At 47.8% G+C, this 23,660-nt stretch carries 15 protein-coding genes and 1 pseudogene; 2 read left to right on the plus strand and 14 right to left on the minus strand.

The window, feature by feature from the left end; translation table 11 throughout:
* Positions 1-7 precede the first annotated feature (7 nt).
* Positions 8-922, minus strand: coding sequence for a hypothetical protein (locus E7027_04895; protein MBE6421450.1), 915 nt, complete (start codon positions 920-922; stop codon positions 8-10).
* Positions 923-926: 4 nt separating this feature from the next.
* A complete protein-coding gene (locus E7027_04900) occupies positions 927-1,631 on the minus strand; it encodes an ankyrin repeat domain-containing protein (GenBank protein MBE6421451.1) in 705 nt (234 codons plus the stop codon).
* A gap of 132 nt (positions 1,632-1,763) precedes the next feature.
* On the opposite strand from E7027_04900, the gene E7027_04905 reads away from it, so the two are divergent.
* Complete coding sequence (locus E7027_04905; GenBank protein ID MBE6421452.1) at positions 1,764-3,008, plus strand: hypothetical protein; 1,245 nt, start codon at positions 1,764-1,766, stop codon at positions 3,006-3,008.
* A gap of 64 nt (positions 3,009-3,072) precedes the next feature.
* Here the strand turns inward: E7027_04905 and E7027_04910 are convergent, their stop codons facing one another.
* From E7027_04910 to ptsP, 5 genes are read right to left on the minus strand one after another with little or no spacing between them, the layout of a single operon-like run.
* The gene (locus E7027_04910; GenBank protein MBE6421453.1) at positions 3,073-3,699 is read right to left on the minus strand and encodes a CatB-related O-acetyltransferase; all 627 of its coding nucleotides are present in this window, start codon (positions 3,697-3,699) and stop codon (positions 3,073-3,075) included.
* Positions 3,700-3,703: 4 nt separating this feature from the next.
* Positions 3,704-4,963, minus strand: a complete 1,260-nt coding sequence (gene nagA, locus E7027_04915) for an N-acetylglucosamine-6-phosphate deacetylase (GenBank protein ID MBE6421454.1) — start codon at positions 4,961-4,963, stop codon at positions 3,704-3,706.
* The gene (gene nagB / locus E7027_04920) at positions 4,857-5,675 is read right to left on the minus strand and encodes a glucosamine-6-phosphate deaminase (GenBank protein ID MBE6421455.1); all 819 of its coding nucleotides are present in this window, start codon (positions 5,673-5,675) and stop codon (positions 4,857-4,859) included. Before nagB ends, nagA begins: the two co-directional genes overlap by 107 nt.
* Positions 5,676-5,690: 15 nt before the next feature.
* A complete protein-coding gene (locus E7027_04925) occupies positions 5,691-7,193 on the minus strand; it encodes a PTS sugar transporter (protein MBE6421456.1) in 1,503 nt (500 codons plus the stop codon).
* A 9-nt stretch (positions 7,194-7,202) separates the two neighbouring features.
* Complete coding sequence (gene ptsP / locus E7027_04930) at positions 7,203-9,707, minus strand: phosphoenolpyruvate--protein phosphotransferase (protein ID MBE6421457.1); 2,505 nt, start codon at positions 9,705-9,707, stop codon at positions 7,203-7,205.
* Positions 9,708-9,906: 199 nt separating this feature from the next.
* Between ptsP and E7027_04935 the strand changes: the two are divergent.
* A pseudogene (locus tag E7027_04935) lies at positions 9,907-10,029 on the plus strand (prepilin-type N-terminal cleavage/methylation domain-containing protein).
* Between the two features lie 416 nt (positions 10,030-10,445).
* Here E7027_04935 and E7027_04940 read toward each other — a convergent pair.
* The 7 genes from E7027_04940 to E7027_04970 all read right to left on the minus strand — a co-directional run bounded on the left by E7027_04940 (position 10,446) and on the right by E7027_04970 (position 23,601).
* The gene (locus tag E7027_04940; GenBank protein ID MBE6421458.1) at positions 10,446-16,391 is read right to left on the minus strand and encodes a hypothetical protein; all 5,946 of its coding nucleotides are present in this window, start codon (positions 16,389-16,391) and stop codon (positions 10,446-10,448) included.
* 96 nt (positions 16,392-16,487) lie between these two features.
* Complete coding sequence (locus tag E7027_04945; protein ID MBE6421459.1) at positions 16,488-18,080, minus strand: arginine--tRNA ligase; 1,593 nt, start codon at positions 18,078-18,080, stop codon at positions 16,488-16,490.
* 6 nt (positions 18,081-18,086) lie between these two features.
* Positions 18,087-18,605 (minus strand): ribosome silencing factor, encoded by a 519-nt coding sequence (rsfS, locus tag E7027_04950; protein MBE6421460.1) that lies wholly within the window; start codon positions 18,603-18,605, stop codon positions 18,087-18,089.
* A gap of 85 nt (positions 18,606-18,690) precedes the next feature.
* Complete coding sequence (locus tag E7027_04955; GenBank protein MBE6421461.1) at positions 18,691-19,599, minus strand: LytR family transcriptional regulator; 909 nt, start codon at positions 19,597-19,599, stop codon at positions 18,691-18,693.
* Entirely contained in the window at positions 19,569-20,699 is a 1,131-nt protein-coding gene (locus E7027_04960) for a nicotinate-nucleotide adenylyltransferase (protein ID MBE6421462.1), read from the minus strand. The genes E7027_04955 and E7027_04960 overlap by 31 nt, the downstream gene beginning before the upstream one ends.
* 9 nt (positions 20,700-20,708) lie before the next feature.
* Positions 20,709-21,983, minus strand: coding sequence for a hypothetical protein (locus E7027_04965; protein MBE6421463.1), 1,275 nt, complete (start codon positions 21,981-21,983; stop codon positions 20,709-20,711).
* On the minus strand, positions 21,973-23,601 hold the full coding sequence (locus E7027_04970; protein MBE6421464.1) for an undecaprenyl/decaprenyl-phosphate alpha-N-acetylglucosaminyl 1-phosphate transferase: 1,629 nt from the start codon (positions 23,599-23,601) through the stop codon (positions 21,973-21,975). Before E7027_04970 ends, E7027_04965 begins: the two co-directional genes overlap by 11 nt.
* Positions 23,602-23,660 lie beyond the last annotated feature (59 nt).

Here is a 23,660-nt window from a genome sequence, read left to right on the forward strand (position 1 = left end):
AGAAAAATTATTTTCCATTTGGGGGATGCGTTTTCACTTTTAAGGCTTTTAAGCGCTTTGCAACAAAAAAATCTTTAATCGGTTGGGCCAAGTAATAAATACCGGGCAGCGCAAACAACGCGGGGAGAGCATAGAAAACGGTAAATCGGAGGTCTTTATCCGCGGTTCCCAATTTGAGATAGGTATATAACAGAAGTCCCGCTATGCCTAGGAAGAAGAAAGCCGACAGATAAAGACTGAAATGAGTATCGGGTGAGTATTTGATAAAAAGGCCATGGTTAAAAAAGTTATCCATTTGTTCGGTAGCGAATTTGGACAGTTTTTGTTGAACGACGGAATCTGCTTTTTCCGTTACGGTTTTATAAGAGAAAGAGCGGAATTTTTTGGCTTTGTTCGCTATTTGGTAGAAAAACGGTAATGCACCGAAATGTTTGATGATAATTTTTGTTCCGTTTGCTTGCGTAAAAAGCATTTGAATACCCTTAATGCAGGGAATAGGCATGTGGTGCTTATTTAATTTTTCCGAAACCTCCAAAGTAAAATCAAAATCGGTTTCTTCAAAAGGGAGAAAAACATTTTTCTTGGGCATATATTTTTTAACTAATATCAGCCCGGTGGGGGTAAAGTGAAGGTGGGTAAATTTGTTTTTTCCGTTTTTTGGGGAATTAAATACTTCCACAAAAGTGAGGATACACGCCACGGGAACCGCTACCATCAAAAAAAGAATCGATATCCAAGTTACGAAACTTTCTGCCTTCAGGTAGGTAAGAAAATCTTTTAACATGCTCCACACAAATTCAAAAAGCCCGTCCATACACAAAAAAACAACCGCGGCTATCAACACAACACTTGTGATAATAACGGATCGATGGAAATAGTGGGAAAGGAGGGCATCTTCCGGCGATTTTATTTGTATCTTCATGGGTTTATTCTTTAGCCCCGTGTTCTTTTAGATAGGCACGAATTTCCGGAGTTTTGGCGAGAGTTAAAGGCGTTTCCGGAACCGAAACGGTAATAAGTTCTATGGGAAAACCTCTTTTGGTATTATCCCCGGGAGAGTTTTTTCCCCCCGTTTGTTTGGAATCGTTTTTCTGCCGTGCGGAGGCCGCGTTCACATCGGCTCCGTGCGCCACCAATAATTTTACGATGGAAGAATAGCCTTTATGGGAGGCAAGCATTAAAGGAGTAAAACCCAGTTCGGTTTCTCGATTTTCCAGTTCTACCCCATGGGCCAACAAGAATTTTACGATATCGTTTAGTACCCGCTCGGGGCCTTCAAACAGTTGGAGTGCGTAAGAAAGCACCGTGTCGTTCGATTCGTTTTTAAGGGTTACATCTGCGCCGTTATTGAGTAGCCAATTTACCATAGAAATGTGGCCTTGTGCCGCCGCTAACATAAGCGTGCTTGTTCCGCGCGCGGTAACCTCGTTTACATTTACCCCGTTTTCTACCAAAAAAGCCAATGCTTCCACCTGCCCCAAACCCGCGGCCACCAAACAAGGGGAAAACCCCGTTTCCTTTTGGCGGATATCCAGCGGTACACCTTGTGCGGCGAGCTTTTTTAGCGCAGCAACATTACCTGTTTTGGCGGCGGTGAATAATTGGTCTAACAGTTTTGATTGTTTATTCATGGGGAATCCCTTTTTCTTAACTAAATTATAACAAAATGTTTGTGTGCAAATGGGAAAGAGAAAGCATTTTATTGTGCCGGCGAATAAATTGTAAAATAATAGCGTACTTACTTAACAAAGGCAAGGCCGTATATGAACTTACCTCAAGCATTTACCGAATATACATCTTCTCTTTTTGGTGCGGAACGCTGGCAGCGTTTTGTAGATTCTTTTACACAAGAACCGGTGGTAAGCGTTCGTTATAATCCCTGGAAACAAAGGAAAGAGGATATCCCGCCCGAGGCTACACCCGTGCCTTGGTGTCAACATGGTTTTTGGTTGAAAGAGCGGCCTAACTTTACTGCAGATCCGCTTTTTCATGCCGGGGTGTATTATGTGCAGGAAGCGGGCTCTATGTTTTTGGATCATGTACTGCGCCAACTTGTTACCGGCCCTGTAAGCGCGCTTGATTTGTGTGCCGCTCCCGGCGGAAAATCTACCTTGATGCGTGCCGCGTTGCCGGAAGGTTCGGTGATGATCAGTAACGAAACTGACCGCCGCCGCTCCAATATCTTGTTGGAAAATATGCTTAAACAAGGGCACCCGGGCGTGTTGGTTACCCATAATACCGCGCAAGAATTTTCTAAAACCAATTTATCGTTTGATGTTATCTTGGCGGATGTTCCGTGTTCGGGGGAAGGACTTTTCCGGCGAGACCCCGAAACGGTGCGGGAGTGGAGTTTGCCAAATGTGCATTTTTGCCAGGAACGCCAACGGCAGATTTTAAGCGGTATTTGGCCGTGTCTGCGCAGCGGGGGGATTCTCATTTATAGTACTTGTACTTTTAATTTGCACGAAAACGAAGAAAATGTGCGTTGGATACAAGAAGAACTGGGGGCCGATTTGATTTCCGTTCCCCTTCAGGCGCAGTGGAACGTAACGGGAAGTTTGCTTGCGGGTTGGAACGAGCCCGTGTACCGTTTTATTCCCGGCACAACGCCCAGTGAAGGCTTGTTTATGGCGGTGCTTCGTAAACGGAACGGTTCAAACGAATTTGGTACTTTGCCGTCCTCTCTGCGGGAGCAGATAAAAAAATACCGCTTGATACATGTGTTGTCTAACGGGATTCCCGCCCCCGAATTAAAAGGCAAGGAACTTATCCCTTCCGTAGAACAGGCGCTTTCTTTGTCGCCTCTTGCGCAAGAGTTCCCGAAAGCGGAACTTCCGTTGGAGTCGGCTTTGCGTTACCTACACCGCGAAACTTTTGCCTTGCCTGCGGGGACTCCGCGCGGGTTTGTGCTCGTTACCTATCAAGGTCGTGCGCTTGGGTTTATGAAAAACCTGGGAGACCGGGCCAATAACCTTTATCCCAAACCTTGGGCAATCCGCAAACTATAAAAAACTCTGTAGATAAGGAATAACCCTTTTTCCACAGAGTTTTTGCAAAAAAGTTTTAATAGAGTTACATTTTTCTAATCTTTTTCAATTCTTCTATACATCGGCGGATATCATTAAATGGAAGTGTTGCGATAATTTTATCGTCTAATTCCCACCATTTTAACTCCAGTAAATCTTTTATGATGTCGTCGGAAAATCTTTTTCTAATCAACTTGGCGGGTACTCCTGCGTATATGCCGTAGGGTTCCGTATCGCGCGTAAGCACGGCATTTGAGGCAATGATACAACCATTGGCTACGGTAATGCCGTCTTTGATAACAGCGTTGTTTCCAATCCAAACATCGTTTTCTACAACTGTTGGAGGATAGGAATAAGATAGGATAGGCTGATCTTCCGTGAGTTTTTTGTATTCAACATATTGAAATGGGGCGGTGGATAGCCAATCTATCGGGTGTTGAGAAGGCCCTATCGCTACATTTTTACCGATAGAACAAAAACTTCCCACAGTGCTTTGTTCGTGCATTCTGGTAAAATTTGAGCCGAAATAAGTATGTCTTCCGCACCAAGTATGTTGGGACGAGGGCGAATTCGGGTCGGGCAAGAGCAAAATTTCTCTTACCTCATGCCTTTTTTGCTTATTTACGATAAAAGCAGAATATATTTTTACGAATAATTTTTTGAAATCAGGCATATTTTTAGATTTCTTTTCCTTGAATAAATGTTTTTAGCGGGGTAAAATCACTTCCCAGTAAAACAATATCTGCGGAGTATCCGGCTTCCAATCTGCCTGTATGGGAAAGACCCAAAAGGCGGGCCGGATTTGCACACGCACAAAGAGATGCTTGCGGCAAAGTATAGCCGAAATCTACCAGGTTTTTCACTCCGCGAGCCATGGTCAGGGCAGAGCCGGCAATCACATTATCTGCTTTTCTTTTCCATACGCCGCCGCTAAGAACCACTTCTTCCCCATTGGCCAGGAAGGGCCCTTTTTCTTGGCCGGTAGGTCTTAATGCATCTGTTACCAAAATGATATTTTCCACCGGTTTTACGGTACGCAGAAACCCTACGATATCAGGGTGAACATGCACGCCGTCGGCGATAATTTCGCACGAAATGCCCGGATTCATCAGTACCGCACCCGAAGCCCCCGGAGCGCGTTGGGTAAACGGGCTCATGGCATTAAACAAATGCGTGGCATGGGTAACCCCGCGGGCCGCGCCCAGGGCAAATTCTTCATAGGTGGCATTGGTGTGCCCCGCTTGGAGTAAAATACCGTGCGAACGGCAAAACTCTATAATGGGTTCTATGCCGGGTAATTCCGGAGCCAGCGTCATGGAAACAATTTTACCGTTTGATGCTTCATAGAGGTTTTTTAACACTTCCAAATTGGCGGGGGCAATATCCTGTGGTTTCATAACGCCCGGTTTTGCAGGCGAAATAAAAGGGCCTTCCAAATGGAAACCTAAAATTTTCGCACCCGTCTCCTTCCCCAACGCAGGGGAAAGCAGGCGCAGTAAACGCGCCATGTCTTCCGGTTGCCCGCAGTAGAGGGTGGGGGTAAAGGCCGTTACGCCGTGTTTGCCCAGTTCGGCCGACATGGCAAGCAAATCTTGCGCATTGCCGGTTTCTACCCCAAACCCGGCAAAACCGTGGATATGTAAATCAATAAAACCCGGCAAAGCAAATGTATTTTTGCCGTCAATTTTCGGCAAAGCATTTGCGGTGGAGGGCAGTTCGCTTTTTTCGCATACCTGTTTAATACGCCCGTCTTCCACCCAAATAACGGCCTTCTCCAATGTTTTTTCGGGAGTGACTGCGCAAATGTTGGTAATTAAAAAAGCGTTCATATTATTCCTCGATTTCCAAACACCATTGTTTGGCTTGCGGTTCGGCGGTCTGCAAGGCTTGTAAGCGGGCGCGGGATTTCTCGTCCAGCAAAGAGCAAGCGTCTTCATCTACCAAAAGCGTGGCGCTGGGGTGGAGTTTAAGGGCGGTAATCGGGCAATTTATATCCGTACCGGGTTGCATTACGCGCGCCACGGCAGCGGCTTTTTTGTCCCCGATAGCAAGACAAAGCACTTCTTTGGCATCGGTAATGGTGGCAATGCCTACCGTAAGGGCCTGTTTGGGGACGAGGGTGGTATCGTTTTGAAAAAAGCGCGCATTGGCCTGAATTGTATTCTCCGTTAAATCTACTAAGCGCGTGCGGCTTTCAAAGGAGGAACCGGGCTCGTTAAATGCTAAGTGTCCGTTTTGCCCCACTCCGCCGAGGAACAAATCAATTCCGCCCGCTTGGTTAATGGCTTGTTCATAGGCTTCGCACTCGGCCTGTAAATCTTCGGCTTCACCGTTTAGGATATGCACATTTTCGGGGCGGATATTGATGCCGCCAAATAAATTTTGGTGCATAAAACTGTGGTAACTTTCCGGGTGGCTTTTGGCAAGCCCTACATATTCGTCCATATTAAAAGTGATAACAGGTTGAAAATCAAGAGTGCCTTCTTGGTGTAAGCGGCGTAAATGTGCGTACATATCTACGGCTGTTCCCCCGGTGGGAAGCCCCATCTTAAACGGTTTTTCTTGCGTCGGGGCGGCGGAGTTGATTTTCCCTTGAATATATTCGGCGGCCCATTGGCCTAAGTTCATATGAGTTACTACTAAACGCATAATTTAATATCCTTGTTAAATAATTTCTTTAATTTCCGTGGAAATCAGGTCTGCTTCCGGGCCGATAACCACCTGCACACTGTTCGCGCCGACTCTTACTACCCCGCGCGCCCCCAACTGTTTGAGGGTTGCATCTTGCACGAGGGCCGGGTCGTTTACTTCCAAGCGAAGGCGTGTGGCACAGGCATCGACCACTCTTAGATTTTCTTTTCCGCCTAAAGCCGCTACATATTTGGCCGCGCGGGAGTCAGCCGCTTTGGGGGTTTCTGCTGCGGGGGCAGGGGCCGGTTCTTCCTTTTTTTCGGGTTCAACGGCCTGTTTTTCTGCGGGTTTTTCAACCGCATTTTGCTCGGCGGGAGCAGAAACGGGCTCTTGCGTTTCTTCTTCGCGGCCGGGTGTTTTTAAGTTCCATTTTACAATAGCAAAACGGAACACAAAATAGTAAATTACTCCGTAAGCCAAGCCGACGGGCAACAACAGCCAGGCATTTGTTCCCAATCCGTAACTTAACAAATAGTCAAAAAGACCGGCGGAGAAGGTGAAGCCCAATTTTACATGCAAAATATGCATAAGCGCCATGGAAATACCCGTCAGGAAGGCATGCACCACATAAAGCGGGAAAGCGAGGAACATAAAGGCAAATTCCACGGGTTCGGTGATACCGGTTAAGAAAGAAGTAAACGCCATGGAAAGTAAAATACCGGCGGTGGCTTTTTTGCGCTTGGTGTCGGCGGTGTGAATCATGGCTAAACAGGCAGCCGGCAAGCCGAACATCATAATGGGGAAGAACCCCGCCATAAACGCCCCGGCGGTAGGGTCACCCGCGAAAAAGCGGTGTAAGTCGCCATGAACAACGGTTTCCACACCGTTTTGCAGGGTGGCAAAATCGCCGAATTGGAACCATACCAAGTTATTAAGCACATGGTGCAGGCCGAGCGGAATTAACAAGCGGTTGGCGAGCCCGTAGAAGAAAAGCCCCACACTGCCGGAGGAAATCGTCCAATTCCCGAAGGCGGAAATGGCTTTACCGATTGGTGGCCAAATAAAATACGCGGCTACCGCAATCACTAGACAGCTGGCCCCTGTAATAATGGGTACGAATCTTCTTCCGCCAAAGAAAGCCAAATAGGAGGGGAGTTTGATGTTGTGAAAACGGTTGTAAAGAAGGCCTGCCGTTACACCCACGATAATACCGCCCAACACGCCCATATTGATAGTTTTGTCCAGCGTAGCCAGGGCCGCGCTCATAATTAAATAGCCGATAAAGGAGGCCAACGCCGCCGCCCCGTGGTTTTCTTTAGCAAAGCCGATAGCCACACCGACCGCAAAAATGACGGGTAAATTGTTAAATACTGCCCCGCCCGCATCGGAAATGAAGGCAATATTTAAGAGATCCGGCTGGCCTAAGCGCAGGAGTAACCCTGCGATAGGGAGTACGGCAATGGGTAGCATGAGGGCTTTGCCCAGTTGCACAAGCCCGTTTCCTACAGCGGAAAAAAACTTTTTAAGTGTTTGCATTTTTGCTCCTTATTCCATCGAAAATTTTTCTTTTACCAACTTGCGTACGCTTTCGGCGTCCGGGAGGGTTAAGGCTTGTCGGGCAACGGCTTGGCAGTCGGCCAGGTTCAACTTGCGCACCAAGGCTTTGATACGCGCCACCGTGCCGGCTCCTACAGCCAGTTCCGTTACACCCAATCCAATCAGTATCGGTACCGCCAGTTTATCGCCTGCCATGGCCCCGCATAAAGCAACGGGGCGTTGGTATGCGGCGGCTCCGCGGCAAGTAGAGGCAATCAGTTGCAACACGGCGGGGTGTAGCGAGTCCGACTGGGCACTTAACACCGGGTGGCTGCGGTCTATTGCCAAAGTGTATTGGGTTAAATCGTTCGTCCCGAGGGAGAAGAAATCGGCCTGTTTGGCCAGTTGCTCGGCGGTCAGGGCGGCAGAAGGAACTTCTATCATCGTGCCTACCTGCACGGATTCGGTAATGCCCAGAGCGGTTTTTTCTTCTTCGATAATTTGTTTGAAATGTGCCAATTCCTCAGTAAAAGTAACCATGGGCAACATGATGCGTACACGGTTGAGCGGTTTTACTTGCAAGAGGGCACGCAGTTGGGTGCGGAAAAAGCCCTCGTTCTTTTCAAACGCGCGGATTCCGCGCACGCCCACAATGGGGTTGGCTTCCGGGGCAATGTTGACAAACGGGAGAGGTTTGTCGCCCCCGGCATCTAACAGGCGGAAAGTGACGGTGGTGTCTTTGGCGGCGTCCAACACGGCTTGATAAGCGGTTGTTTGTTCGGCTTCCGCCGGAGCAATGGCGCGCCCTTGGAACAAAAATTCCGTACGCACAAGGCCCATGCCTTCGGCCCCGTTTTCGCAGGCTTTGGCTGTTTCGGCCGCGCCTGCCACATTTCCTTCTATAAAAATTCGTTTGCCGTCCAGCGTTACGGCCGGAGTGTTGGCCGCGGCCTGGGCTTCTTTGGTTTCCGCTTGTAAGCGTTCGCGGCGGACGGTAAATTCTTTTACTTGGTCTTCACTCGGGTTGATAACCGCTTTGGCGTGGTCGGCATCTAAGAGAAGGGACGTATCGTTTACGATTTCGTGTACGGTAGTGCCCGCGCGTACAACGGACGGAATCCCACGGTTTCGCAGTAAAATACCGGCGTGTGCGGTGGGGGAACCTTGGGCGAGCAGTACACCTGCAATGTTGGTCGGCAGAGCGGTAACATCGGAAGGCAACAATTCTTCTGCCACCAAAATACTGCCGTCGGGTACTTGCAGGGTTTTCTTTTTATCCCCGGTTAAAAGGGCCAATACTTCCAAGCGCAAATCTTTTAAGTCGGCGATGCGTTCCATTAAAAACGGATTCTTGGTTTTTTTCAGTACATCTACGCTTTGGCGGATAGCCGTATTGAAGGCAAATTCGGCCGTTTTCCCTTTGGCTACCGTTTCTTTGGCTACTTCAAAAAGAAGCGGGTCTTGGGCGAGCAGTAAATGTGCCGTCAAAATATCGCGTGCCACTTCGTTTTTTTCCGCGGCGATTTTTTGTTCCAATTCTTGGCGAAGTACCTGCAAAGCGCGTTCCAATTCGGCTTCTTCGGTAACGGGGTCTTTGGCAAATTCTTCAAAAGTGATTTGTTGCGTTTGAAAACGAAACGCCTTGCCGACTGCCAACCCGCCACACGCCGTTAAGCCCGTAAGGGTTGTAGTGGCAGAGGGGGGCAAGGTTTGTTTTTCTTGTGTTTCGGTCGGCTTTGCTACGGGAGTGACCGTTTCGCCAAGGCCTGTTTCAAAGGCTTCCTGCAGTTTGGCAATCATCGTGCGGGCTTCGGCTTCCGGGCCGGCTACACGCAGGACGATGCTGTCCTGGTGCGACAGCGCAAGCCCCATAATGGCTACCACACTTTTAGCGTTGGCGGAGCGTTCCTTAAAAACGAGTTCTACGGAATAGGGGTGTTGGGCCGCCAAGTGTGCCAGCACGGCCGCGGGGCGGGCATGGATACCGTTGGCATTGGCAATGGTAATGGGGTTAGATTGCCAAAAAGTTTCGGCCGCTTCCGTTTGCGAGGAAGCACACGCCACCGGAATAGAAAAAAGAGCCGTGCCCTGTTTTACGGGGCCATAGACAGGAGCGGAAATTTTGATGTCCGCCGGGGCGGTAACCACCACCATCACAAGCGGCGAGGCCAGGCCTGTGAGGAGTGTTTCCAAATCAAAAGTTAAAATCGGTTGGCCTGCTTTTACGGTGTCGCCTTCTTTGGCAAGAGCGGTAAAGCCTTTTCCTTTCAAAGAAACGGTGTCCAAGCCTACATGTACTAATACTTCAATGCCGTTTTGGCTGACTACAAAGGCGTGGCGGGCTTTGTTGAAATTGATGATTTTTCCGTCGATAGGGGAATATACAGCCCCGCTGGCGGGGTGAATGGCGGTGCCGTCTCCCAGCATGCGTTCGCTAAATACAGGGTCGGGCACTTGATCTAAAGAAACAGAATTTCCGTCTAGGGGACAAAAGACCGTCAATGAATCGGGCATAAAAGTTCTCCTTTAGGATTGTTTCCCTCATTATAGTATATTTTTTGCCGTCCGTACGCGTGCGCTATGCGTAGGAAGATAAATTTTATTTGCGGAAGTTTGAAAAAATAGTTCTTGCTCTGCTTTCCTTTTTTTCTTACAATACATGCAACGGATAAGGTGCTAACATGGCCGTAAGATTACATAAAGGGAGTGTTATATGAAAAAAGGTTTCACTTTGATAGAACTTTTGGTAGTTGTATTGATTATTGGTATTTTGTCTTCGGTGGCTCTTCCGCAATATACCAAATCGGTTGAAAAGGCGCGTATGAGTGAAGCGGTTAGTTTGCTGAGTTCTTTGCAAAAAGCGGTAGATGTATATATTTTGGCGAACGGCCAGACTTCCGGTTCTTCCGTGGGAGACATTTTGCCGGATTTGGATATTGATGTTACCCACCTTACTCCAACAGGCTCAGGGGAATATTACTGTTCTAAAAATTTTTGTTATTCTGCCGAAAGTTCCGGTAGTGTTTCCGCAATCAGATGGACAGACGCCCACCCGTATTCCCAAGGGGCTCCCGAATATGGACTTAGAATGCAATTAATTGACGGAGAGTGGAAGAAATTTTATCATGTCTGCAATTGGTCGGGCGGGGATATTTTCAGCCAATTAAGAAGCACCGGTTTTGTAGTTGAAAATTGCTAGTTTCTTTTCCGCATAAAAAACCCCCGGTTAAATGCCGGGGGTTTTTTATTGATTTATTTGGCTATTTTGAAAAGCGTACTGGCGGAGTGCGCGCCAAATTCAGGCGCGTACATGGACTGTACCTGCGCGGCAGGAGCGCGGAATCGGCCGTCCTGCGTGGGGCGCAAGCCATAGCGCAGGGTTACTTCTCCCGCGGGTAGCCAATTTATAAAGAAGTTCGTTCCGCCGTCGCGAATTTCTTTGTAGAAGGAAATGGGGTTCCAATCCCAACCGCTTAAAAGTTCTTCGTTTTCAAAGCCGGCCGGGCGAGGATCCTGCAGGAGTACATATTCAAAAGCACTGTCCGTGCGCAAGGTTAAATGCACTTCCACTTCGTCGTCTGCTTTGATTTCGTCTAAATCTTCCACGGGGCGGAGTTTGGTTTCGCCGTCTTGTTTTAAGCGCACAAAGTATTGGCGCGTTAGGTTGATGACGCCTTCGGCAGAGGGTTTTGCATTGTCCGTTTGATAAATGGCACTGAGCGAAGCAAAATCGGTCAGTACGCCTTGTTTGGTAATGGTAGCGGAATACGCCGCAGGCGTAATGGCCGTTCCCGTTTTGACAAATTGCAAATCTTCCGTCCAATCCATGGGCTCAAAAGAGAGTTTCTTTTGTTCGCCTGCCCAGTTGATTTGATAACTCGTCGGTAGCGAAAGGGCCCCTTTGTGTTTCATCACCGCTAGCACTGTAAACACGGCTTGCGCGGATACTTTGGCATTATCCCAACTGTTCACTTGGCGGTTGAACAAAAGCCATTGGAGCATGGGGTCAATGTATTGGCTTTGAGGGCGTATTTCCAGCAGTGTGCGCAGGGTGACCGTTTGGGTGGAAAGCGTGTCGTTATACCACACCCAACTTTGCGCTTCGGGGGCAAAATAGGCCCCGGCGAGTTCGTCCGTTTTGATACGTGCCAAGAGTAAATCTAAGTACCGATTGGCCTTTTCTTTATCGCCTAAACGATGATAAACGGCCGCCGCATAGATTTGGCCCAGCGGGGTCATGTAGCGGGCGTGCGCATCGGCATAATCGGCCCATTTTTGAATATACGGTTTGGCTTTTTCCGCTTCAGGCCAATCGGCGGGGAAAGCGGAAAGCGTATAGGCCGCGTAAAGCGCGTATGATACGGAAAGCACGGAGCCTTCTTCGGCCTCTTTCAGGCGTTTTTCAATGCGGGGATAAATGTAGGCAAAGGCTTTTTGTGCGGAGGCTTGCGGAACTTGGGCCCCGTAAGAAAGAGCCTGTGCAAACGATTCAAGCGCGTAAAGCGTTAAGTATTCGTCGTCCTGTCCGCCTGCAATCCAGGCAAAAGCACCGCCGGGGTTTTGAAATTTGGCGATGGCGGCGGTTTCCTTTTCCAGCACTTGGGCGACCGTTTTATCATTAAACAAATCAATGATATCGGCCTGAATTTGTGTGTTACCCTGGGCTTGGCGGAGCCACGGCGTTTGTTCCAACAGCATCAAGCGCAAGGGGTCTTTTTCGTCCCAAGCGGGGGTAAGCGTGGTGCGTTTGGGCAGTTTTGCCACGGCTTCTTTAAGTTGCGGGTAAGTGGTGTAGAACTGATGCACCACACTTAACGGTACAAAGCGGTTAAGCGCGGAGACGAGGTCGCTGCGTTTGTTGGCAATTAAACCCGGCATGGAATTAAGGACGGATAACGCCAAACTGGGGTTAAGCGTAAGCACCAAGGTTTCCACCTGTTTGGAAGGAACTTCTTTTAATTCCGTAAGGGACAAGGTTTGCGTACCCTTTTTAAGTGCGATGTTTTGGGTAGCCAACAAGCGTTGTTTGGAAGGCAAAATCGGCAGGCTGCGTTGCTCGGCATCGCTGTCTTTGCCGCTACGGGCCACGGCCGTGATTTGGTACACTTCCGGCGTGTTCGGGGCTGTGATTTCCCAAGACACAAATTCCGTGCTGTTGGGTTTTACCGTTACGCGTTTGGGTGTTTTATCCAAGCCGAAAAGGTGCTGGACATTTTTGTCATTTTGGGTAACGGTAAGGCTTACTTCCGCCGTTATTTTTTTGTCGGTTACATTGGTTACCGCCGCTTGCAGGGAGCCTTTATCCCCTTCGCGGTAGAAGCGCGGCAAAGTAAGGCGAACCATAAAGTCCTTGCGGGTAACGGTTTGGGCGGTAAATGCGCCGAAATCGGCATTTCGGGTAAGCACAAAGCCCAAAATGTTCCAGGTAGTTAAACTTTGCGGCATGGTAACATGCGCAGATGTTTTCCCGTTTCTGACAGGCAAAAGGGCATTGAAGTAGGCCGTTTCCGAAAAATCGGTACGGGGCGAAACGGAAGGTGTTTCGGCGGAGGTTTCTTCTTCCACGCCAAAGGTTTCCATAACGGCTCCGTCAAAACTGCTTTCTACGCTGTCAAAGGCAACATTGTTGGCTCCTTTGGCCATCGTGGGAGCGGCACGCATAGAGGAGCGGGTGACCATCATACGGTACGAGCCAAAAAACGGCACCAAATCAAGCGTGGGTAACTGTAGGGGCGTTCCATTTAACAGCGTTGATTCTTCCGGCGGGTAAGAAGTTGTTGCGCGTGACGAATTTTGACTGTAGGAAGAATTGCCTACCCCCGTGCGTTGCGGATAGAGCGTATCCAACGAGAAAGGGTTTTTCTTTTGGGCATAATAATCGAGAGATTTGTCGTACACTGTTAAACTGGCTAAACCGTTAACGGGTTGGCCTTCTTTGGTTTTGGCGGATAATTCCCACGATACTTTTTCTCCCGGGGAGAGTGTTTCGGGCGCATTTAAGGTTACGTGGAGGGCTTTTTGATCAAACGGAACTTCCACGCGGGTTTGGGCTTCGTAGAATTTATAATTACTGGCCCCGAACCAACGCAACGAAACTCCGCCGCGGGAAGATTCCGTTATCGGGAAGGTGTAAATCTGCACCCCGCCTTTTTGTAAATCTTTTTGGGTTAAAAAGGCTCCTTGCTCGTAGAGTTCAATGCGTTTGGAACCTTCCAATTTTGAGGCCCCCAACAATACGCGCGCTTGCGTGCCCGGGTAGTAACGGGTGTGTTGCGGCAAGGCAATTTGCGGCAATTGCAGAGACGAATTTTCTTCCGCGACAATAAAAATGAGTTCTTGCTTGTCGGCTTTTTCCGAAGACAGCACCAAACGGTATACCCCTTCGGGCAAGGCGGGCAATTGCACTTTTTGCGCACCGGGCGTTTTGAAGGAAAGCGTTTCCTTAAAGGCGGTTTTTTCTTTGGCTACTTCTTTATAGGCGTTTTCCAAGGAAAATGCGCAACTGTCCGTGTAACAGGGAGTTTCGGGTTGCGAGGGCGGAAGTACATTTTTGAGGCGTTCGGCCACCAGCGTGATTTTTCCTGTTTGGCCTACACCTTCGCCGTCTGTTAAATTGATTTCGGCCAAAGTAGCCGTTTGGTTGGCATCGTAAAAACCTTGCGCAAAAGTTACTTGGAACAAGTGCGGTTGGGTGCTTACTTTGTAGGTGCGGGTGGTTTCTATCATGCGGCCGCTGTCGTCGGCAATTTCCGCTTTTACCGTAAATTGGGCAAAGGAGTCTTCTTCATTGGCTTTGGAGGGAGTAAAGACGATATTAAATTGTCCGTTTTCATCGGTACGGGTAGAGCCTTCCGCGATAAGGGCGGACGATTGTTCTTCCCAGAAAAAGTTTCTCCACCAATAGAAGGGCGGCCAGTAGGGTTTTCTTTCCACGGTGTATTTTACCACCGCGTTTTGTAACGGGGCTCCCGTATAATAATCGGCCTTTCCGTTAATGTGGGCCGGCATGGAAAACGCCAAGGCGGTTTCCGGCTCGTTTAAGGAAATTTCGTAATCGGGGCGTTTGAATTCTTCCACCCGGAAAGAGTGATTCGTACGATAAGTATGGCCTTCTTCCTCAAGCGTAAGTTGCAGGTTATATAGCCCCAACGGCGCGTTTTGCGGCAAGGTAAATTCCGTTTGGGCACTGCCCAGTTCGTTTAAGGTGTGCTCAGCGGAAAAAAGCGTTTTCCAGTTGGTGTCGCGCAAGAGCATTTTGATGCGCTTTCCGCCCAAAGTTTTTAGGCCGCGCGGTAAAATTTCAAATACATTGGCGGAAAATTGCACCCGTTGCCCGGGGCGATAAACGGCGCGATCGGTTTGGGCAAAAAGTTTGACGGGTTCCCTGTTGTAAAAACGGAAATAAAGGGAATTGGGCATATAAGCCATGCTGTCGCCTTTGCGTGCTAAGGCATTTAACAGGTAAGATTCGTTATGATCGTTACGGGTGGATACCGTTACCGTGCGTTGCAGGGAGGCTTCTCCGCGGGAGTCGGTTTGTTTCTGTTCGCGGGTACCGTTCCAATGGGTAAACATATCCAAGGTTGTATTTTCTTCCGGTTGGCCCGTTTTTAAGTTGACGGTATAGAGGTGGAAAACGGAAGGACGGTAGGTTTTTGCCGGGGCGCCCAAAACGGCGGTGTATTGGGCAGGGTCTCCTTCCAGGGCGGAAGTAACGAATAGGGCCAAATCCGTAGCGTTTAATACCAAGGCCGAAATGGGGGTTTTTTCTTTGGAGAAAGATTCTTCCAACGAAAAGAAAACTACATAAAAACCCGGTTCCAATTCGGGAAGTTGAAAAGTGGTTTCTTGGTTTTGGTAAACTTCCTTAAAAGGAACGGCCAGTTCCAAACTGCTGAAAGGGGTTTTGGTTAAAAAGGCATTAAAATGGCTCGTATCCAGGCGGTCTAAAAAATCCCAATCGTTTAGCGTGGAACGGTGACTTTGTTTGTAAAGGGAAGTCAGTTCTTCCAGGGTGGTTTTGTATAGACGCAGATAAACATGTTTCAGGTTGTGCCCTTTTATTTGTATTTGGGGCATGTGGCGGTTGAAGTGGGGGGGAAGAGATACTCGTAATTCCTGGGCAGTAATGGTTTTAGCCAGTTGGCGGCATTGAGTTGTAAAAGAATTTTCGGGCAATTTTTCTGCGGCATAATTGCAAATGTCCAAGGCTTGAGGGGCTTTTTCATTTTCAAATAACAATTGAGCCGTATGAAAGGCGGCGTAGGATTGAGCATAGCGGGTTTGTTCGGTAGCGGCCACATAGGCTTTTACTTTCTTCCAAAAACTTTGTTTTTCGGTAGAATACCCGCTTAAAAGGTTCAGTTGGATAAGGGCTGTTTTGAGGGCTTTATCTTTATCTTCTATTTTGAAATCACTTGTATAGTTAAATGGCAAAAGGATGTAGTCCGTTTTCCAAAATATTTTGGCATTTTGGCGGTTTGTGCCGTCGAGCAGATAGGCTGTTCTTAACAGATAAGCCAGTTGGATAAAACGGTCTTTTCCTTCGTTTTCAAGCAGGCGGGCCGAACCTTCCAAAAAAGGCTCGGTCTCGTTTTTTTCGGTAAGGGTAACGACAGATTGAGAATTTTGAAGATATTGCTTCCAGTTTTCTACCACATAATCAAATAAAGTAGGGATACGCAAGGTGTCCGTATCTTTTAAGCGGAAAATCAATTTTTCTTTTTCTATGGGTGCGTTAATAAGAGAAGCACGCAAGGCCCAAAGGGTTTGGTAATCTTCGTTTATCTGCCGGTTCCATTGTTTGCTTGTCCATTTGGAAAAGTCCTTTTCAGCCTCGGCGGATAAAATTTCGTTATCGTTTTGTAAGCGGCGGCTGATTTCGGCGGCCGATTTGGCTATCTCAATGCGATAAAGCAAAAAGCGCGCTTTCCAGATATCTTCGCTCGGGAGCGGAAAGTCGAAAATTGTTTGGGCGGAAGTGATGTATTGCCCTTGGTGAAATTGACAAGCGGCCAAACGAAGGCGTGCTTGCAGAAAATCGTTTCCGGTAGCGGAAGAGAGGAGTTTTTCGTACTGTTTTTCGGCGGCGGCAAAATTGTTTTCCGCAAATAACTTTTCCGCTTCTTGCAGCGTTTGTGCGTTTGCAAGGAAAGGAAAATGGATAAGAGCCGTGAGTAAAATAAAGTATTTTTTCATAAAAACTCCCCAATATATATTTGTAGAATAAAAATCTCTGTCCGCCCGATGTGGGGGAAAGAGATTTTTATTCTCACTAATGTTTCAAAAAAAGCGTTACATGGCTTCCGGTGCGCTGACACCGATAAACTCTAAACCTTTTTTGATGCGTTCCGCTACGCGTTGGCAGATGAACAAGCGGGAACGGGTCAGTTCCGGGTTGGTTTCATCTACTACGCGGCAAGTGTCGTAGAACGCATGGAAAAGCCCCGCCAACTCAATTAAATAAGTGGTCAAGTGGTGAGGACTCAAGTCCGCCACGCAGTTGCGCAACACTTGCTTAAACCAAATCAGTTTAAGCATTAAAGCGCGTTCCTGTTGGCTGAGCGGCGTGGTGATACTGTTAAAATCGGTAAAGCCTTTTTCGGCAGCGGCTTTGAAGATGGAATAAATGCGTGCGTGAACATACTGTACATAGAATACAGGGTTTTCGTTCGTGCGTTTTTTGGCTAAGTCCAAATCAAAAAGCATATGCGCATTGGGCGTACGGCTGGCAAAGAAGAAACGGCATACATCTGTTCCCACTTCGTCCATCAATTCTTTTAGTGTGATAAAGCGTCCGGCCCGTTTGGACATTTTCACCTGTTCGCCGTGCTCGGTTAAGTGAACAAGTTGGTGAATAATCGGAATAAAGGTTTTTTCTTCGTGGCCCAAAGCACGCACGGCGGCTTTCATGCGCGGTACATAACCGTGGTGATCGGCACCCAACACATCGATAAGTTCGGTGTATCCGCGATCGTATTTATTTTTGTGATAAGCAATATCGGCTAAGAAATAGGTCGGTCTGCCATCTTTGCGGACGAGTACGCGGTCTTTATCGTCTTGGGCTTCGGTATCTTGCGTGGAACCGAACCATACGGCGCCTTCTTTTTCGTAAGTATAACCCTTTTCACCCAAGGCTTCCAAGGCTTTTTTGGGGGCTTCTTCTTTGTGAAGATCCGATTCGCGGAACCAACGGGTAAAGTCCACATGGAAATCCCGCATATCCTGTTGTTGCGTTTTAATCAGTTCTTCCATGGCCCAGCGTCCGTATTGTTCTTCGGGTAAATCTTCCGGAATACGCTTGGCTAAATCGATAAGATAGGAACCGTGATAGCCATTTTCCGGCGGTTCTTTGCCTTCCTTGCGGGCTTTGACGGATACGGCCAAAAGTTCCGCTTGGTTACCGGCATCGTTGACATAGTATTCGCTGTCGCACGAGTAGCCGAGCGCACGGTGAATTTTTACCAAACTGTCGCCCAAACTGGCCCCGCGGCCACTGGCCACATGTAAGGGACCTGTGGGGTTAGCGGATACGAATTCGATTAAAATGTTGTGCTTGGTTACTTCGCCTTGTTGGTCTTTGATGCGGCGGTCGGAAGCGGTGGTGATGATAAATTTTTCTTCTAAGGTAAGGTTAATAAACCCCGGCGCAACGGCCACGGCATCTGCCACGGCGGTTACTTCGCGCAAGACTTTGCACGCTTCTTTGGCAATTTCCATGGGGTTTTTGCGCAGTTTTTTGGCTGCGGCCATGGCCCAGTTTAAGGATACATCAGCCCCGGTGTGGGCAGGCGCGGGGGAAAATTCCACGGCGGGAAGTTCCGCCCCTTGGAAATACTCGGCGCTGGAAAGTTTTACAGTAATATCTTGTTTCAGTTTTTCTAACATGGTAGGTTACTTCTTTTTAGTAGTTTTTTTAACCGTAGTCTTTTTAGCGGCCGTTTTTTTGACCGTAGCTTTTTTGGTAGAGGTCTTTTTTGTGGCGGTTTTTTTCACTGCGGTTTTTTTCGTAGTTGTTTTTTTGGCGGCCGTCTTTTTGGCGGCGGCTTTTTTTACCGTTTTCTTGACGGGTTTTTTGAAATCGATTTCTTTGCCGAAACTGAAAATTTTGTCCAAGGCATAAAAGTCGCGCGCTTCTTGGGTCATTACATGTGCCAAAAAGCCGCCGTAATCGCTTACGCGCCAGAGGTTGCTGTCTCCGCCGTCGCGGTTGGATTTGTAGTAGCCTTGTTCTTTGAGTTTTTTGCTGATTTCTTCTTCTACGGCATCTAAATGAGGTTTAGAAGTGGCTGTGGCGATTAAAATATAGTCGCATAAGGAGGAAAGCCCGCACAAATCGATTACTTTAATGTTTTCCGCTTTTTTGTCATCTGCCAAGCGGGCCGCCAGGCAAACCAGTTCTTTTGTATTCATAAAAATTGACCTCTCATTAAACGATAAATAGCAATACAATTAGTTTAGCATTTTTTGTATGGTATTGCGATATATGCCACCCGCTTTAGAGCGGCATTTTGAAATCTTTTCCCAGCACAATGCGCGTATCGCAAATGGCTCCGCCGGGCGCCCCGGCTTTTATTTCGGTGTGGATACCCAATGCTTGGCTGATTTGTTTTACCTGTACCAGCCTGCCGCTGTAATCTTCCAACCAGGAAGTTTCCTGCACGGAGGGGTAATTGTCGTACTGCAATACATCTACGCGCAGTTGTCCTTTTGCGTTTTGTTCGCGCAGGTATTGGGTCAGTTCGGAGGCAAGGCCCCTCTTGCCGGAGGCGTTCATGATTTCCACCACAATCGGGCGGTCTTTGGCCGACACGGTGGCCACATCTTGCATGGGATATGCACGCATATCGGTTTGCGAGTTTTTGCGGCGTTTTTTGGTGCGGGATAAAGATTTAACGGTAAAATCGTTGGCTTCCAGTTGGGAAAGTCTCATAGACAAAAGGATAAACTCCGCCGGCGTAATGTTGGTGCGGCGGTTGTGGCGGGCGTCCAGGTATTCCCAAGCCAGGCGGGCCGCCAATAAGGGATTATAACGCCAAGCGGCCAAGCGGTATTTGAAATGTTCCCAGAAAAACTCCTGGTCGGTTAACTTGGGAATAAAATAGCGCAGGTTTTGAGTGGGCAATTTTTCGCTTTCCAGCAGTTTTTTTACGCGGGTAACCGGGTCTTTTTGATTTCGTTTTTCACTTAAAATTTGTACGAGAGCTTTGTTGGTTTTCGGATTATAGGATACAAACATTGCCGGAGTGGTTAACACGGTCAGTTTTACTTCCCCTTGCGAAGCCCCGCTTAGAATCTGGGCATACGGGGAGGAAAACTGGGCATAGGCCGCCCACGCCGTGAGTGCGATTAACAACCACAGTAGCAGTTTGCCTACTATTTTTCGCGTTTTATTAAGTGATTCCATAAATCAATACCGAGCGGACAGAGCCATTTTTGCGAATCAATGGTAAACAAAAGTTTTCGGTTGGCCGCATAGACGAGGGCCTTATCCAAATCTTGCAAAGCCAAATTGCGGATAACAAACGCATCTTTGTACTTGCGGTCTTTAGAAGAAATATCGGCCACAAATAAAATTTTGGAAAGGGTACTCATCTTTAGGCTGCCCAATGTATGTTCGGCAATGGCATTGAGCACATCTTTATCTTTTACATCAAAAACATGTTTGGCTATCCACGCGGAAACATAACTGTGCAGTAAACTGGGTTCTTGCCCGCAAATATCTTCAAAAAAGGGCACTTTTATTTTGTGCTTTTTAGAAAATTCAATCAGTTCTTCGCCGGAAAAACCTTTTGCGGCGTCGTGCAAAATGCCGGAACGGACGGCCGATTCCACATTTACATCGTAAATATCGCTTAGTGCGGCAGCCATTTCGGCTACATTTTTGGAGTGCAGGTAGCGGTTGGTTTTTAAGTGGTCTTTTAACCAATCGTGAACATCTAAGCCGTATAATTTGTTTTCTTTGATTGTTTTTACGATAGAGGAAGGTACTGTGTCGGGCACATCTCCGCAAGCCAAAATGTGCGCGCGCACGCGGCTGGAAGAAAGTTTAGGGAAGAATCCCGGCAAAAATACATGACGAAAATCGGCCGGGTTTTCATCGTAGCCTTTTCGTTTTCCGGCTACTACTATGGCATTATCAAAAATGTATTTGGGGTTTTTCCAGTTATGTAAATCGTTTAAGCAGTCCGTCCCCACCAGTAAATAAATTTCCGGGTTTTTGTATTTCTTTTTGAGGTATTGTACCAACTGATAGGTATAGGTTTTGCCGCCTTGTTTCAGTTCGTAATCGTCGAAAATAACATTTTTCCCCATGCCCGCAAAGGCTTGTTTAAGCATTTTCATGCGCAAGCGGAACGGTGTGGGCGATTTAGCCTTGAAGGGGGAGTGATAAGCAGGCACAATATGGGCTACATCGGGCGCGAGCATTTTTAACGCGCGACGGAAAAGCGAAACATGGCCTTTATGTACAGGGTCAAAACTACCCCCAAAAACTAGGACTTTCATAACACCTCATTATACAAGTTTTTCAGCGATTTCCAATCCTTGCAAAAGGGATTTTTCCATAAAGGAATATTCCCATTTTCCGTAACGCCCCGCCAACAGACAACCCCGTTTAAGAAGGGCCTTTTCGGCCGCGTAAACGGTTTTGGCGCGGCGGGAATTATAAACGGCGTAAGCGTAGGGTAAAAATTGCCAAAAGGAAAACAGTTTTTCGTCGGACTTATTTATTATACCTTTTTGGATAAGGCTGTTCCAAATCTGTTTTTCCGTCTTTGCCGTGGGGGGTGTATCCCCCGGAAGTTCCACATAAAAAGAACGGGTGAAAGACGGCGCGTTTTGCGGCGAAAAAGAACTTTGCATACCCACGCGGTAACAAGGGTCGGTTTCGTCCGGCAGGTATATCCAACTGAAGGGTTTTTTGCGGCTTTTTATTGCTAAATTATATACCCGAACGGACGTGTGGGATAGATCGTCCGCCAAGGCCGAAAGGGTGGGTTCTCCTTCTAAACTGCGTAGTAATTCGGGTAACGGAATCGTGCTGATAAGAAACTCAAACGATACGGTTTCTTCCCCGATTCGGGCCGTTTTCTTTTTTAGGTTAATGCTGGTGGCAGGGGCCCGCAGCCGTAAATTTTTGACATGTTTGCAAAGGGCCTCTACCAACGCTTGGCAGCCGCCTTTTCGGGGATAATAAAATTCTCCGTTGTATCCGTATGATTTTTTAGGCTTTTGTCGGCTACTTTTTTGAATTTCTTGTGCGTTCGGGCAGGGTACAAACGGCCCGCACCAATCACAGGTTAACTCTCGGGGAGAGCAACCCCATAATTTAGTGTTATAGGGGCGCATAAACTGTTCATATACTCCCTTGCCGAAGGAGTGCAGGCACCAGTCCTCAAAATTTTTCGGTTCTTTTTTGGGGGCCGTTAAGGCTTCCGCTAATCCCGCTACACATGCGTTTCTTTGACGGGCGGGAAGCGCAAATAAATTGGCTTGAAAAGGGAAAGGAATTCGTGATTTGTTTGTATAAATCGATGCCTTTCGTTTTTGGCGGAGCAGGTTGGTTTTCAATAATTTTTTTACCAGTTTTTTCCCGTAGGGGGTATGCAGGTGTAAAAGGTGGCCCGCGTAATCAAAGGTAAAACCGTTTTTTTGTATGCTTCCGCACAAACCTCCGGGCGCACTTTCCCGCTCGGCTACCAAGTAATCGGTTTGGCCGAATTTTTCCAAATGATAAGCAATGCTTAGCCCGGTCAGGCCGCCGCCTAAAATAAGAATTTTAGTGTGCATGTTCTTTCAGTAAATACAGGGTAGTGTCTATCATTACCCAAGCGGTAATTCCCAGCAACAAAAGGGCGGTTTTCCAACTGCTGTAAATCAGGAAAAACGCGAAAGTATTGGCAGTAATTCCCGCCGCCATAAATAAAATTAAAATATGGCTTTTTTTGACACCTTGCTTTTGCAAGCGCAGGGCGGCGTGGTCGTCGCTTCCCTTGAGGGGATTTTTGCCCTTTAACACGCGGGCCAGGCAGACAAAGGCCGTATCAAATAAGGGTACCGCCAAGATAAGTAACGGAGCCAGCACCCCCCAATCGGTATGGCGGGAGTATTCCGTCCCCATGGAAAGCGCGGCTAAGGTAAAACCCAGGAAATTAGATCCGCTGTCTCCCAGAAAAATCTTTTTTTTCTTGGCATGGTTATAAGGCCAAAAGGCAAGAGCGGCCCCCAAAAGGGAAAGTGCGGCAAAATTTACATAAATCTGTTCGTTGGGCAAGGCTACCACGGTCAGCCCCAGAGTACAAATAATTACTTGGCTGATGCACAACCCGTCTTGAATATCAAGCAAGTTAAATGCGTTGGTGAGGCCCATGACCCACAAAAAAGTAAGGGGGTAGGAAAGCCAGGGCGACTCAAAAATATGGATAGATACATCGTAGTAAATGAGGGCAGCGGTGGCCGTAGCCTGAAGGAGCAGTTTAAGGGAAATACTTAGTCCGCGCGGTTTTCTTAAATCGTCCAGTAACCCCATTATAAAAATGAGGAGCCCGCCGATAAACAGACCTCTTAAATTATGCAGTGTCCCGCTGGGAAAAGCGGTGATAAAGCGAATCAGTACCAAACTGCCCAATACCCCGATAAAAATGCCGCTTCCGCCCAACACGGGCACGGCCCGGGCGTGTGTTTTAAGCCCGCCGGGAGCATCTAAAAAGAATTTTTTTAAGTATCGGTACATAAGCGGCAAGGATAGGGCCGTCAGCAGAAAGGAAGTTCCCGCACTTATGAGATAAAGGACAAAAGTATTCATAATATCTATAATATCATAATAAGGAGGAAGTTTATGCTTAAAAAATTTGTAATTTTTTCTACGGCATTTTTGCTTTGTGCGTGTGCGGGCGGGCAAATCAAACAAGGGGGGGGAACCAGCCGTCCTCTTAAAAAAGTAAATTATTTTGAACAAGGGCACACCCAAGCGGCTTTTAAGGTAATAGGGCAGATGAACGAAGATTATTTGGAAGGCGTTTTGCGGATAAAAAAGATAGGGGAAGAAGATTATGATGTGATGGTGATGACGGGCGCGGCATACCGCCTGTTGCATGCTGTCGTGAGCCCGGAAGGGATTGCCTTTCGCTATCTTTTCAAAGAGGCCGACACGGCCCCCGTGCGTGCCCGTATCGAGCAACTCTTGCATTTGTTGGTGTCCGACCCCGGCACTTACAAAAACCGCCGAAATAAAAGAGGCCAAACGGTGGCTACTTACGAAGGAAACGGCCTTAAAACCCGTTTGATTTATAACGAAGGGAACGACTACCCCGCGCAAGCCCAGTCCGTAACCCTTCTTAATACGGCTAACTTGTTTTATGAGGAGTATGCCCCGTCCAATGCTGAGGGTGATGCCCAAATCCCGCATGCTCTTACTTACAAGGACGGTAACATTACCTTGGATATGCGCCTGATTAGTTTGAGATA

The organism is Elusimicrobium sp. (assembly GCA_015062115.1).
GTDB lineage: Bacteria > Elusimicrobiota > Elusimicrobia > Elusimicrobiales > Elusimicrobiaceae > Avelusimicrobium.